Below are 13,160 nucleotides of genomic sequence, written 5' to 3'. Positions count from 1 at the left end.
CGTGATCATCGGTATCGCCAGGCCTGGGCGAGGATCCCGCCCAGTGCGGCGATCAGTGACACCTGCAGCAGCACCGCGCTGCCGAGGAATAGCACCGCGTCCTGGAGCGGGTCGGCGGTACCCGTTCCGATCTGCCGTGCCGTGAAGTGCGCGGCGAGGGCCACCGCGAGCGCCGTGCACACCCGCGCGTAGCGGGCGTGGTTGGCGACGACGAAGACGAGGAAGTACGCGGCGCCGACGGCGACGTGGGCGGTGGCCAGCACCGCCCCGGCGTCGGTCAGCTGACCGGCCGCGGACAGCAGCGCGAGCAGCACCATCGCCAGGCCGGACAGCAGCCCGGTGACGATGACGACCTCGGCGATCAGCCGGCGCCAGATCGCGGCGCCGAACTGACGGGGGTAGCCGGTGCGGTGCAACAGTCCGCGGGCGTGCACGCCGAAGCTGTGCGCCCGCCACTCGACCAGCCCCATGCCGGCGATCAGCGGCGCGGCCGCGACGGCGAGGTCGGCCGCCCCGGACAGGTACGGCGCGTTCGCGTGCAGCAGGAAGGCGGCGGACAGGCCGGCGTAGATCAGCACGACGGGCAGCCGGGTCAGTTCCGGGCGGACGGCCCGGGCCAGCGACGGTTCGGGCCGCTTCGTGGCGGCTGGCCGGCCGGGGGCCGGCCGGGTGGTCCAGTGCACCGCGAACACCAGCGCCGTGACGACGGACGTGCCGCCGACCGTCACCGCCGGCCCGGTGGGTACGACGTCGGCGACGTAGCCGAGCCCGGCCAGCACCCCCGGTGCCATCACCGCGAGCAGCGCGCCCTCGCGGCGGTGGAACAGCGCCACGGTGGCCGCCATCTGGTAGGAGAGGATCCCGACGGCCAGCAGCACGAGCGGCCAGCCGCCGGCCGGGGAGGCGACGAGCCCGGTGCCGGCGGCGACGGGCGGGCCGACCAGCGCCGCGCCGCGCAGCAGCCGGCCGGCGTTGCGGTCCAGGCCGCGTCCGAGCAGCCGGTAGGCCAGCCACGCCGAGCACGACGCCCAGACCCAGCCGAGTCCGCCGACGGCGAGCAGCGCGACCACCATGGTCCGGCCGCCGACGAGCGCCAGCGCCACCGGGAAGAGCGCGCTGGGCGACAGGTAGAGCAGGCCGTGGGAGATGTCGCGCAGCGCGCGTCCCTCGCCGTGGCGGGCCGTCTGCGCCGACCGTTGGGCCGGGACCGGGCCGAGCCGGCGCCACACGTCGTCGGCGAGCACGAACACGTCCGGCCGGCCGTAGTCGGTCTGCGCCGACCGGTCGGTGATCCCGTCGGCCTCCAGCGCGACGGCGACCTGCATGGCGTCGACGGGGCGGCCGAGCCGGGGCCGCATCCGCTCGACCAGCAGGTCGACCGGGTCGTACGACATCTCCATCGTGTCGGTCATCGGCCCGCCGCCAGCAGCGTGTCGCGGTAGATGCGCCGGTAGGCGTCGAGCGACTGGTCGACGGTGAAGTGCTCCAGCACCCGGGTCCGGGCCTGCGCGCCGAGCTGGGCCCGCAGCCGGTGGTCACGCAGCAGGTGTACGCAGGCCCGGGCGACCGCGGCGGCGTCGCGCGGCGGCACCACCATGCCGGTGTTGCCGATCGCCTCGGCGACCCCGCCGACGTTGGTGGCCACCACCGGTCGCCCGCAGGCCATCGCCTCGACCACGGTGTAGGGGAAGCCCTCGGAGATGCTGGTCAGCGCGACGATGCTGCCGTCGGCGTACGCCTGCACGGGGTCGCCGGCGCGGCCCTCCAGGGTCGCCGCGCCGGTCAGGCCGAGTTCGGCGATCAGCTTCCGGCAGCTGTCGAGGTATTCGAGGCCGTCGGCCGGCGCCTCGCCGAACATCCGCAGCCGGGCGTCCGGGATCTTCGCGCGGACGATGGAGAACGCCCGGATGAGGGTGTGCAGGTCCTTCAGCGGGTCGATCCGGCCGAGGAAGGCGATGGTCGGGTTGGCCGGCTCGGTCGCGGCGGGCCGGAAGACATCGGGGTCGATTCCGTTGTAGACGGTCGACATCCGGTCCGGGTCGGCACCGTTGTGCAACTGCCACCGGCGGTTGTAGATGGAGTGCGGCGCGAGCGTGTCGACCATCAGATAGCCGGCCCCGGTCAGCTCCCGGAAGAAGCTCAGCAGCAGCACCTTCACCGCGTGCGGCGCGTCCTCGTCGAGGAAGCCGAGATAGCGTTCGCGCAGGTACATGCCGTGCTCCGACATCACCGACGGGGTGCCGTACCGCCACCGGGCGGTCATCGCGACCAGCATGCTCAGGCCGTTCATGGCGGCGTGGACCAGGTCGGCGCGCACCGGTGGGGCCGACAGCGGGCGCAGCATGTGCTCGAGCAGCCACAGCGCCCCGACGGCGTCGGCGAGGGTGATGCGTTCCTCGGAGTCGATGTGCAGCCCGTGCCAGGCGTCCAGGGTCATCGTCAGTGCGGTGTTCGACAGCAGGGCACCGGTCAGGTCACCGCCGCTGGCGGCGTACTCGTGCATCTGCCGCAGGGAGAGCAGGAACCGGTTGCGTCTGGCCTCGGCCTGGACCGGCCGCGGTTCGCGCGGGCTCAGCACGGCGCTGAGGAACGCCGCGTACGCCGCCCGGAAGTCCGCCCCGGGCGCGCCCGGCCGAATGGCCGGGCGCGCCCCCCACAGCGGGAGCGGGGTGAGCCGGTCGAGGTTGGGCGGTGCCGGCCACAGGGGTCGTTCCGACCCGTCGACCGACAACGCCACCATCTCCCAGCGGTGTTCGGGCAGACCACGGATGAGCTGGTCGCACCAGACGCTGACCCCGCCCGTCACATACGGGTAGGTGCCCTCGGACACCAGAGCGATCCTCACGGGCGCAGGCTCGGGGTGAAGGTGACGGTCCCACCCGCGGTCAGCGTGACAGGCGCCGACACGTCCGTGCCGTAGGTGCTGAACCCGGTCGTGCGGGCACCGCTGACGGTGACCGTGCCGGCCGTCGGCGAGGTGACGGTGACCTGGTTCGTCGCCCGGTCCCACACCGCGTTCGCGCCGCCGGCCAGCCGGGCGAAGTGGTTGGTGCGGGCGGCGGAGAGCGCCCCGAGCGTGCCCCAGTCGGGGTTGAGCACCGGGACCTTGTAGTAGTTGCTGTACTTGGCCAGCAGGCTGTCCAGCCAGTCGTCGAGCAGGGTCTTGCCGCTGCCGTAGTTGCGCAGGTTGGCGATGTGGAACGTGTGCGTGTAGAGCGAGCCGCTGGTCATGTGGCTCAGTGCCACGTCCGTCTCGTACGACAGCATCTGCGCGTACGTCCGGTCGGTGGGCCAGAACGGGAACTTGCCGTTCGGTCCGTAGAACGAGTTGTAGAAGTGGGTCTGCTCGGCCGGTGTCGTGGTGTGGTAGGCGATGTTCGTCGGCCAGTCGGGCACCACCCACAGCGATGGCTCCAGCGGATGCGCGATCGCGCAGTTGAAGCAGGACGGCTGGTGGCTGGGGAACGACATGTTGCCGTGCAGGTACTTGACGCCCGCGTTGCGGGAGGCCAGCAGGAACGCCGGGTTCGACGCCTCCAGGCCGTAGTCGGTCGGCGGGTCGACGTCGTTGTCCGGGTCCGGGTGGTAGACGCCCAGGCCGGAATACTCACCGGTCTTGAGCACGGTCCGGTCGACCGTCAGCCCCAGCGTGCCGCCGACGGTGACGTTGTTGTTGACCTCGGCGTAGCTGGTGGCGTAGTTGGTGTGGTTCATCTCCGGGTGGGTGAGGGTGTGGTTGAGCCACCGGAACCGCGGCGACAGGCACCGGGTGGTCGCGGTGAGCTGGGCGACGGTGCCGTTGGGGTAGCACGTGCTGGGTGCGGTCAGGTCGGCGTCGCCACCGTTGTAGGCCATGTTGATGGTGAAGTTGTTCGCCAGCGGGTAGCGCGACCGCAGCGCGGTCTGCCGTAGGTAGGTGTTGTAGGCGTCGTGCGCCGACATCGAGAAGCCGTCGGGGACGACGGTGCCGTTCGCCTGGTAGTGGTCGGCCGAGTTGAACCAGTCGTCGACGTCGACGTTGAGGTAGTGCCGCTGGTCACCCAGGAACAGCCCCCGGCTGGCCCACCGGAAGAGGCCGTAGACCAGCAGGTCGGCCTGGAGCAGGTATTCGTTGGAGGTGAACGACAGCGCCAGCCGCTGGCGGCCGTCGGTCGACGGGCTGAGCACGCCGAGGGTGTTGCCGCCACCGGTGAGCACCGGTGTCGCCGTGCAGCCGGCGCGCACGCTGTTGCGGTAGACGTACGAATCGGTGATCGGGACCTGGGCGTTGGTCTTCAGGTAGTCGAAGATCTGCGAGCCGGCGGTGGTGAGCTGGCTGACCAGCGGGGTGGCGCCGACCCCGCCCTCGCTGACGCCCTGCAGGCAGTAGTCCTCCGGGTAGGTGCCGTAGCTGGCGTAGAGGACCGCCTGGCGCACCGCGTAGTCCCGCTCGTACGCCCACAGGGTGTTCCACTCGGTGCCGTCGAACGCACTGGTCCAGTTGCCGTTGTCGGAGTAGAGCAGGCTGGCGCTGCTCAGCAGGATCGCCGAGTAGCGGCCGGTGCCGTCCGGGTTGATCAGGTTGGCCGCGGTCAGCGGCGTGCTGCCGGCCAGCAACACGTCGTAGGCGGCGCCGACCCGGTCGAGCGTCTTCTTCCAGGTGGCCAGCCCGAAGTCGGCGCTGTCGAGCGCGATGACCAGGGCGCGGACGCCGACCTTGTCGGTGACGGCGTTGGTGGCGGCCCGGCCGTCCGGCGACGCCTGCCGGGTCCCGGGGCCGGGAGCGATCCGCAGGCCCTTGTCGATCGGCACCGACCCGCTGACCTTGGGCAGCGGTGCCGGCGGGGTCGGGGTGGGTCGGGCCACCTCGGGCCGCTCGCCGACGCCGACCGGGGGCCGGTTGGGCTTCGGCTTCGTGGCCCCGACGGGCGGGTCGCCGCCGGGTCGTACGGGGTTGTGCGCCTGTGCGGGTGTTACGGAGAGTAGCGCCGTGCTGGTGAGGAGGGCGACGCAGCCCACCGCCAGCCGTCTGGCGCGACGGGTAGGAACCATGGGGGAACCTCCGACCGTGAGACGGGTGAGTTGGGTGTCGCCGGAGGGGACGGCGATCCGGGCCGGCCGGTCGTGTGCACCGGCACCGAACGAGGGGAAGCTACCAACGGTCCCAGCATGATCACTTAAAGTAATCCAAAGAAAGTGTTAAGCAGTCCGGTCAGCGGACCCGCCTCCGCCGAACCGGTGAGGGCGGCTCGCCTGATCATCGATGACCGGTTCGCCGGAAACGCGGGCCGGTTGGCGCGCCGGAGGTGCGTCAGCGCGGCCCGGCCGCGGTGACGGGAACGGCCGGCGGCACCACCGGACGGCCGTACGCCGCCGTCAGCTCGGCCCGCCAGTACCCGTCGTCGGGTAGCCGGTCCCACGGGTGCCGCCGACCGTCCGGGGTCAGGACCTCGCTGGTGACGTACACGAAGCCGGCGTTGCGCCGCTTGCTGAGGGTGACCGCGCGGTGCATGCTCGCCGGGTCCGGCGCGTCGTAGACCAGGTGCCAGAGCCGGGCGGCGGGCACCCGGTGTTCCCACGGCGCCGGCCGGTGCGCCAGGTACTCCAGATAGGACCCCTCGAAGGTGACCAGCGTGTCGGCGATCCCCGCGTAGCAGCGCTCCGTCGACCGCCCCGGGTTCATCACCACGTACGCCCCCGGGTAGCGGGTCCGGACCCGCTCGACGATCGCCCGGTGCAGTTCGACGTACGCGCCGTCCGGCCCGCACAGGGCGGCGGTCTGGTCGAAGAAGATCCCGCCGAGCCCGTCCGACCCGTACAGTGCGTACCAGTCGTCGACGTCCCGGTCGATCTGGGCCCGCCACGCGGCGAGGTGCGATCCGCCGCCGCCCGCACCGTCCGGGCGGGTGGTGTGTGCCCCGGGTCCGAAGTCGATTCCGAAGTAGCCGGTGTCGACGTAGCCCAGGGGCAGCGTGCCGCCGTCGCGCAGGGTGCGCACGGTCTGCGACCAGGCCGGGTGCCGCGGCACCTCGGGCGCGCTGCGCGAGCCGTTGACCACCACGATCCCGGTGGCCGGGGCGGTGGCGGCGAGCCCGTCGAACATCGCCCGGCCGGCAGGGACCGCCGGGGTCCAGTACGCCGGCACGGCGATCCGTTGCTGCGCGCGGGTGGTCGGTTCGGTGCGGTACAGGCGTGCGACGACCGCTGACGCGAGTCCGATCGCGGTGACGCCGGCGACGGTGACCGCCAGTACGCTCCTCATGGTTGCATCAGTGTTCCCGGCCCGCCGCCCGCGCGTGGCCCGAACGCGCGTACCGGGGCCGTCGAATCCACGATTGGCACTTTCCCACCGCACCGACATACGGCAAATGCCGGTTGTACCTACCGTCCGGACGGCGGACCGGTCAGGGGCGCTGGTAGATGTCGGGTATGCCGTCGTGGTCGGCGTCGACGGTCTCCTGCTCGTGCAGTCGGCGGTAGACCCGGTTGCGCCAGCGCAGCACCCCGGTCGCGAGCAGGGCGGCGCACACCGAACCGGTCAGGACCGCGGTCTTGGCGTGGTCGGCGGTCGCGCTGCCCGGCGCGAACGCCAGGTCGGCGATCAGCAGCGAGACGGTGAAACCGATGCCGGCGAGCAGCGACAGGCCGAACACGTCCCACCAGGACAGACTCTCGTCCAGCACCGCCCGGGTGAAGCGGGCGAGCAGGAAGGTCGCGCCCAGGATGCCGACGACCTTGCCGACCACGAGCCCGAGCGCGATGCCCAGGCCGGCCGGATCGGACAGCGCGGCCGTCAGCCCACCGCCACCCAGGGTGACGCCGGCGGCGGTCAGCGCGAACAGGGGCACGGCCACCCCCGCCGACAGTGGTCGCCACCGGTGCTCGAAGCGGGCGGACAGGCTCTGCCGCTGCCCGGCCCGCGCGACCGCCGGCACGGCGAAGCCGAGCAGCACCCCGGCGATCGTGGCGTGTACGCCGGAGGCGTGCATCAGCGCCCAGGCGGTGACCCCCAACGGGATCAGCAGCCACCAGCGGGTGACGCCGCGCCTGGTCAGCAGCGCGAAGACGGCGACGACCGCGAGCGCGCCGAGCAGCGGCAGCGGGTGGAGTTCGGAGGTGAAGAAGACCGCGATGACGGTGACCGCCAGCAGGTCGTCGACGACGGCGAGGGTGAGCAGGAACGACCGCAGCGCCGCCGGCAGGTGGGTGCTGATGATCGCCAGTACGGCCACCGCGAACGCGATGTCGGTCGCGGTCGGCACCGCCCAGCCCTGCGGCGAGCCACCGGCCCGGCTCAGGTTGACCACGGTGTAGATCAGGGCCGGGGCGACCATGCCGCCGACCGCCGCGACGATCGGCAGCGCCGCCCGGCGCGGCGAGCGCAGCTCGCCCTCGACGAACTCGCGTTTCAGTTCCAGGCCGACCACGAAGAAGAAGATCGCGAGCAGGCCGTCGGCCGCCCAGTCGGCGACCGACAGGTGCAGGTGCAGGGCCGCCGGGCCGAACTCGAAATCCGTCAGTCGGTCGTAGCCGGCACGCCACGGCGAGTTCGCCCAGAGCATCGCGACGGCGGCGCCGACGATCAGCAGCAGGCCGCCGATCGTCTCGCTGCGCAGCGCCTGGCCCACGGCCTGCGCCCGGGGCCAGGTCGGCCGGCTGAAGAGGCGGTTACGGGCGGGGGGCGGTGTGCTGGTCATCCGGCGGGGCTCCTGGTGGCGGGGGCGGGGCATGAGGGCACTCGGGCCTTGCCGACCAGACTTCCCGGCACACCGCGGGTAATGGTAACCGCTGACGTGACGTGGCCACCGCGGAGCAGTCTGGATGATATGCCCGGTTTGGTGGGCTTGATCGGGGGTAGGCGGCTCCGAGCCGTCGCGCCGCGGGGGCGTACGACGACCCGAGAGGGCCAACCGATGAGACTCGACGACGACGACATCCGTACCAGCGGTTCCGGCGCCCCGGAGGGACCGGCCGACGGCGGTGCCACACCCGGCCGACAGGACGGCGGCGCCGACGGTGCCGCCGAGGGCCCCGCCGACGGCGGAGCGACCGTCGGTCAGCACGACGGCGGCGCCGACGGCAGCGCGGAGGGGCCGGCCGACGGCGGTGCCACCCCGGGCCAGCAGGACGGCGGCGCCGACGGCGGAGCCCGACGCTGACCGGCGCGGGGCCGGCCGGTCGACGCCGGCCGGCCCTCGCCAGGTGTGCCGCCGTACCGCCCGACCGGTTCGCGACCATCCACTGGGGACGATCGCCGCTGCTGTCCCGGGCCGCCGACCTCGCCGGCCCGGACGGGTTCACCGACCTGCTCACCCCCACTGACGCCGACGAACTGCTCAGCCGGCGCGGGCTGCGTACGCCCTTCCTGCGGGTGGCCGGCGACGGCCGGGTGCTGCCGGCCGCCCGCTACACCGGCGGCGGCGGGGCCGGGGCCGAGATCACCGACCAGGTCCTCGACGAACGGGTCCTCGACCTGTACGCCGGCGGCGCCACCCTCGTCCTCCAGGGCCTGCACCGCAACTGGCCACCCCTGATCGACTTCACCCGCGAACTCGGCCTCGACCTCGGGCAGCCGCTCCAGGTCAACGCCTACCTCACCCCGCCCGGCAGCCAGGGCTTCGCCACCCACTACGACACCCACGACGTGTTCGTCCTCCAGGTCGACGGACGTAAACACTGGCGCGTCCACGAGCCGGTGCTGCCCGAGCCGCTGGACCGCCAACCGTGGGGCGGCCACGCCGACGAGGTCTCCGCCGTCGCGCAGGGCCCACCGGTACTCGACGTCGTACTCGAACCCGGCGACGCCCTCTACCTGCCCCGCGGCTACCTGCACAGCGCCCGCGCCCAGGCGGACAGTTCGCTGCACCTCACCGTCGGGGTCCGCGCCCTGACCCGCTACGCCCTCGTCGAGGAACTGCTCGGCCTCGCCGCCACCGACCGGCGGCTGCGCGCCACCCTGCCGTTCGGCCTCGACGTCGCCGACCCCGGGCAACTCGGCCCCGTGCTCAACGAAACCGTCGACGCGCTCCGCGACTGGCTGCGCACCGCCGACCCGGCCCGGGTCGCCGCCCGGCTGCGGGACCGGGCCTGGCCGGCCAGCCGCCCCGCACCGATCCGGCCCCTCGCCCAGGCCGCCGCGATCGACGACCTGCGCCCCGACAGCCGGATCGCGGCCCGCCCCGGGCTGCGCTGGCGGCTCGAGGACGACGGCACCGACCGCGTCGCACTGCGCCTGCCCGACCGGACGATCAGCCTGCCCCGGTGGTGCGTGCCGGCCCTGCGGGCCGCGCTGGCCGCCGGCGGATGCCGGGTCGGCGACCTGCCCGGCCTCGACGACGACGCCGACCGGCTCGTCCTGGCCCGCCGGCTGCTGCGCGAAGCGGTCGCCGTACCCGCCCCGGCACCCGCGGCCCGGCCCGCCGGGACCGCCGACCGCGAACCGGAACTCAGCGCAACGCCACCAGCAGCATCAGCGTGGTGACCGCCCCGGCGACCACCACGACCAGCCCCGCCCGCACATCCAGCGAGGCGTGCCGCCGGTCGGCGACCACCCGCGCCGGCGCCAGCCCGACCAGCGGCCCGAGCAGCGTCAGCACCAACGCCAGGAACGGCATCCCGACCGCCACGTCACCGCCGTAACCGGCGCCGGCCGCCCGCGCCGCCAGGCCGAGCGCGTACGCCGCCGCCGCCCCGAACACCCCCAGGATCGCCAGCAGCGGGTACGTCGACCGCGGCAACTCCCGGTGCTGCCGGGCCACCTCGAGCAGGTCGCGGACCCGCCGCAACTGCGTCTGCGGATCACCGCCGCCGGAACGCGCCGGTGCCGGTGCCCCCGCGGCCAGCCGGGCCGCCGCCGGGCCGAGCCGCTCCCGCAGCTCCTGCCACAGCACCATCGCCCGGGACTCGGTCTCCTGGGCCTCCTGCCGCGCCCGCTCGACCTCGGCCCGGGCCTGCTCCACCTCGTCCTGCGCGGCCCGCACCGCCCGGTCGGCGGCCGCGCACTGCCGCTCGTACCACTGCTGCGCCTCGGCCCGCTGCCCGTCGACCCGCGCGGTCACCTCGGCCAGCCGCCGCAGCAACTGCGGATACGAGTCCGGCACGGCGCCCCCTCCACCGCGCTCCGGAGTCCCGCGCTTCAACCAGAGCTGCCCGCTTCCCTCGCCCCGCTCGGTCACGGCATCCCTCCGCTGCGCTCCGGGACGCCGTGCCTGCACCTGAGCCGGATGGTTCCCTCGCTGCGCTCGGTCACGGCATCCCTCCGCTGCGCCCGGTCACGAGAGCCCGTAGGGGATCAGGACCTGGGCGGTGCGGTGCACCGCCCGGTCGAAGAACAGCCCCCGCCACGGCCGGGGATACCAGTCCGGACCACCGGAACCGGCCGGGTAGAGGGCCGAGGTCAGCTCGGCACCCTGCACGTCGAGCGCCACCCACGCCCCGATCTGGTCGGTACGCGACGCCGGCCCGCCCAGGTCGTCGCGCATCCGTGCCACCCCGCGCCACCAGGCCAGCACATGGGTACGCCGCTCCGGCCCGTGATGCAGGACGTGCCGCAGATGGGCCAGCCCGGTCGCACCGTCCACCTGCGCCGACAACTGGCCGGTGGCGGCGTCGACGGCGTACAGCAGCAGGTAGTGCGGCTCGGCGGCGCCCCCGGTCCGCAGCCCGGCCGCCGTCTCGGCCATCAGTTCGGCCACGCTGTCCTCGTCGTACCAGTTGGCGTCCGGGGACAACGCCTCGAACAGGCCCCGGGCCGCCAGGTCGGCCTCCGGGTCGAGGCAGGCGATCGAGAACCGGGCCGTACCGGGGCGGTGCTGGCGGGCCAGCGACCGGCCGGCGGCGTCGAGCACCGCGCACGCCTCGTCGACCCGGGTCCCGAGGACGGCCAGGTTGCGGCCCGGCGCGCGGGGCAGCCGCAGCCCGGCCGACCGCGCCTGTACGTCGATGATCTCGCCCAGCAGCGCGACCGGCCCCCGTCCCGGGGCCGGCGTACCGCCGTCGGCCGGCGGGGCGAGGGCGGCGAAGTCCGGCGCGTCGGCGAGCCGCGGCACCGCGTCGCCGTCGAAGAGGCGGGCCGGCGCGGCGTGCGGCGGACGCATCTTCCACAGCTTGTTCTGCAACTCGCTCCACGTACCCCAGTCGCTGGCACCGGGGATCCTGGCCACCTCGTTGCCCTCGACCAGCCCCGACTCGGCGTTGATCACCGCGTGGTGGCGGGGCAGCGACTGGGCCGCGTCGTTGCGTTCGGCGAGGATCCGCAGCGCCTTCGGCAGCGCGATCCGCAACGTGAACTGCGCGACCAGCGCCGGCCGGCCCCAGAGCGCCTCGATGCCGCGCACGTCCTGCGAGGCCAGCACCAGGTGGATGCCCTGCGAGCGGCCCCGCCGGGCCAGGTCCTCCAGCAGGTCGGCGGCCTCGCGGGCGACCGCGTCCCGGCCGGCGAGCAGCATCTGGAACTCGTCGACCACCGCGACGATCCGCGGCCAGCGGCCGTCCGGGTCGACCGCGCGCAGTTCGCCGAGCTTGGTCACCTCGTGTTTCTTGGCCGCGTCGGCGCGCCGGCGCAGCTCCTCGGCGAGGAACCGCAGCAACGCCAGCCCGAACTCCCGGTCGGTGTTGACGTTGATGCCGACCAGCCGCATGTGCGGCAGCCAGCTCGGGTCGCGCTTGCCCTGCGCGAACCGGGCGAACGACACCCCCTCCTTGAAGTCGAGCAGATAGAACTCCAGCTCGTCGGGGGAGTAGCGGGCGGCCAGCGACCCGATCCAGGCGTAGATCAGGTTGGTCTTGCCGGTGCCGGACGGCCCGCCGATCAGCGCGTGCGGCGGGTAGTCGCCCAGCGTCAGCAGCACCGGCCGGCCGAGCGGGCCGTCGCCGATCGGGGCGGTCAGGCCCGCCGCCGACTCCTCCCGCCACATCTCGTCGTCGGGGGGCAGCAGGGCGGTGAACGGCGCCGGCGGCGGGCCGGCCGCCACGTGCGCGGCCACCTGCCGGCAGGTCTCGGTGACGAGGACCTGCGGCGGCGCGGGGTCGAGACGTACCGGCAGGCCGCCGGACCCGTCCCGGGCGGTGCCGAGCCGGGCGCCGTCCGCGTCGACGGCGACCCGCATGACCGACGGGTCGTCGGGCAGCGCGATGCCGCGTACGACCAGGTGCACGCCGCAGGCGGGACCGGTGCGGACCACCCGCTCCAGTTGGGCGCGCTCGTGCCGGGACAGCTCGTCGCCGCCGAGCAGCACCGCGACCCGCCACGGCTCGGGCCGCCGCCCGGTCGCCAGGGCCAGCCGGCGCAGCGAGGCGTGCTCGCCGGCCAGCACCTTCTCGTTGATCCGCCGGATCTGGTCGACGAGGTCGTCGAGCAGCCCGGTCAGCCCGCCCGGCCCGACGAACGTCAGCAGCCCGGCCGGTGCCAGCGGGGCGAAGCCGGCCAGCCCACCGCCGAGATGCTCCGGGTCGTAGCCGGCCAGCCGCACCGACCCGGGTACGGCGCCGCCGAGCGCCCGCAACAGCAGCGCGGCGACGACGGCGTCGGCCCCGCCCCGGTCCGCCCCGGTCAGGTGCACGTGTCCGCGGTCGAGCAGCGGCACCAGCGCCGGGACGGGGTCGACGCCCGGCAGCCGTACCGCGCCGACGCGTACCGCGCCCGGCGGCTCGTCGTACGGCGCGGGGGTGGCCTGCCACGCCTCCCACGGCGCGCCGGCCGCCCCGGGCGCCTCGCGGGCCGCGGCGTCGGCGGCCCGGGCGGCCAGTACGCCGATCCGCTCGCCGTGCCGGTCGTCGATATCCGCCAGCCGCTCGTCGCGTTCGGCGCCGACCCGGGGTCGGACCCGGGCCGCCGCCGCCCGGGTACGCGCCAGCCGGTCCTCGGCCTCCTCGAGCCCGGCCATGGCGTCCTCGACCCGCTCCCGGGCCGACCCGAGCGCGTCGGCGAGCAGCTCACGCACCCGGGTGGCGAGCTGGGTCCGTACGTCAGCCACCCGAGCCCCCGTCCGGGCCGTCGCCGGCACCGCCGGCCGACCATGCCCGCGGACCCTCCTTCGCCGGCGGGGCGGGCCGGGCTTCTTCGGGGCGGGCTTCGTCGCGGTGGGTTTCGGCGGTGGCGGGGCGGGTTTCGTCGGGGTGGCCTGCCCCGGTGGCGGGGCGTCCTTCGGCAGCACCGACTCGGGGTCGCGGCCGAGGCGCTG

The 13,160-nt window shown here is 74.3% G+C and carries 9 protein-coding genes; 2 read left to right on the top strand and 7 right to left on the bottom strand.

The window, feature by feature from the left end:
• Window positions 1-5: 5 nt before the first annotated feature.
• The 5 genes from Prubr_RS33680 to nhaA form a co-directional block, all read right to left on the bottom strand.
• Complete coding sequence (locus Prubr_RS33680; RefSeq protein WP_212819404.1) at window positions 6-1,412, bottom strand: hypothetical protein; 1,407 nt, start codon at window positions 1,410-1,412, stop codon at window positions 6-8.
• Entirely contained in the window at window positions 1,409-2,845 is a 1,437-nt protein-coding gene (gene pelF, locus Prubr_RS33675; protein ID WP_212819402.1) for a GT4 family glycosyltransferase PelF, read from the bottom strand. The genes Prubr_RS33680 and pelF overlap by 4 nt, the downstream gene beginning before the upstream one ends.
• Window positions 2,842-5,031 (bottom strand): Agd3-related carbohydrate-binding protein, encoded by a 2,190-nt coding sequence (locus Prubr_RS33670; RefSeq protein ID WP_212819400.1) that lies wholly within the window; start codon window positions 5,029-5,031, stop codon window positions 2,842-2,844. Before Prubr_RS33670 ends, pelF begins: the two co-directional genes overlap by 4 nt.
• Before the next feature lie 259 nt (window positions 5,032-5,290).
• Window positions 5,291-6,241, bottom strand: a complete 951-nt coding sequence (locus Prubr_RS33665) for a spherulation-specific family 4 protein (protein ID WP_212819398.1) — start codon at window positions 6,239-6,241, stop codon at window positions 5,291-5,293.
• Window positions 6,242-6,383: 142 nt separating this feature from the next.
• On the bottom strand, window positions 6,384-7,676 hold the full coding sequence (nhaA, locus tag Prubr_RS33660) for a Na+/H+ antiporter NhaA (protein WP_212819396.1): 1,293 nt from the start codon (window positions 7,674-7,676) through the stop codon (window positions 6,384-6,386).
• 216 nt (window positions 7,677-7,892) lie between these two features.
• Here nhaA and Prubr_RS33655 point away from each other — a divergent pair, with 216 nt between their 5' ends.
• Entirely contained in the window at window positions 7,893-8,138 is a 246-nt protein-coding gene (locus tag Prubr_RS33655) for a hypothetical protein (protein ID WP_212819394.1), read from the top strand.
• The gene (locus tag Prubr_RS33650; protein WP_212828845.1) at window positions 8,135-9,460 is read left to right on the top strand and encodes a cupin domain-containing protein; all 1,326 of its coding nucleotides are present in this window, start codon (window positions 8,135-8,137) and stop codon (window positions 9,458-9,460) included. Before Prubr_RS33655 ends, Prubr_RS33650 begins: the two co-directional genes overlap by 4 nt.
• Here Prubr_RS33650 and Prubr_RS33645 read toward each other — a convergent pair.
• Both Prubr_RS33645 and Prubr_RS33640 read right to left on the bottom strand, forming a co-directional pair.
• The gene (locus Prubr_RS33645) at window positions 9,426-10,079 is read right to left on the bottom strand and encodes a hypothetical protein (RefSeq protein WP_212828847.1); all 654 of its coding nucleotides are present in this window, start codon (window positions 10,077-10,079) and stop codon (window positions 9,426-9,428) included. The two genes, Prubr_RS33650 and Prubr_RS33645, sit on opposite strands and share 35 nt — an antisense overlap.
• A gap of 171 nt (window positions 10,080-10,250) precedes the next feature.
• A complete protein-coding gene (locus tag Prubr_RS33640; RefSeq protein ID WP_212828843.1) occupies window positions 10,251-12,953 on the bottom strand; it encodes an FtsK/SpoIIIE domain-containing protein in 2,703 nt (900 codons plus the stop codon).
• Window positions 12,954-13,160 lie beyond the last annotated feature (207 nt).

It is taken from the genome of Polymorphospora rubra, from assembly GCF_018324255.1.
GTDB lineage: Bacteria > Actinomycetota > Actinomycetes > Mycobacteriales > Micromonosporaceae > Polymorphospora > Polymorphospora rubra.
The sequence above is the reverse complement of the archived record's forward strand: the minus strand, read 5'-3'. Positions and strand labels throughout refer to the sequence as shown.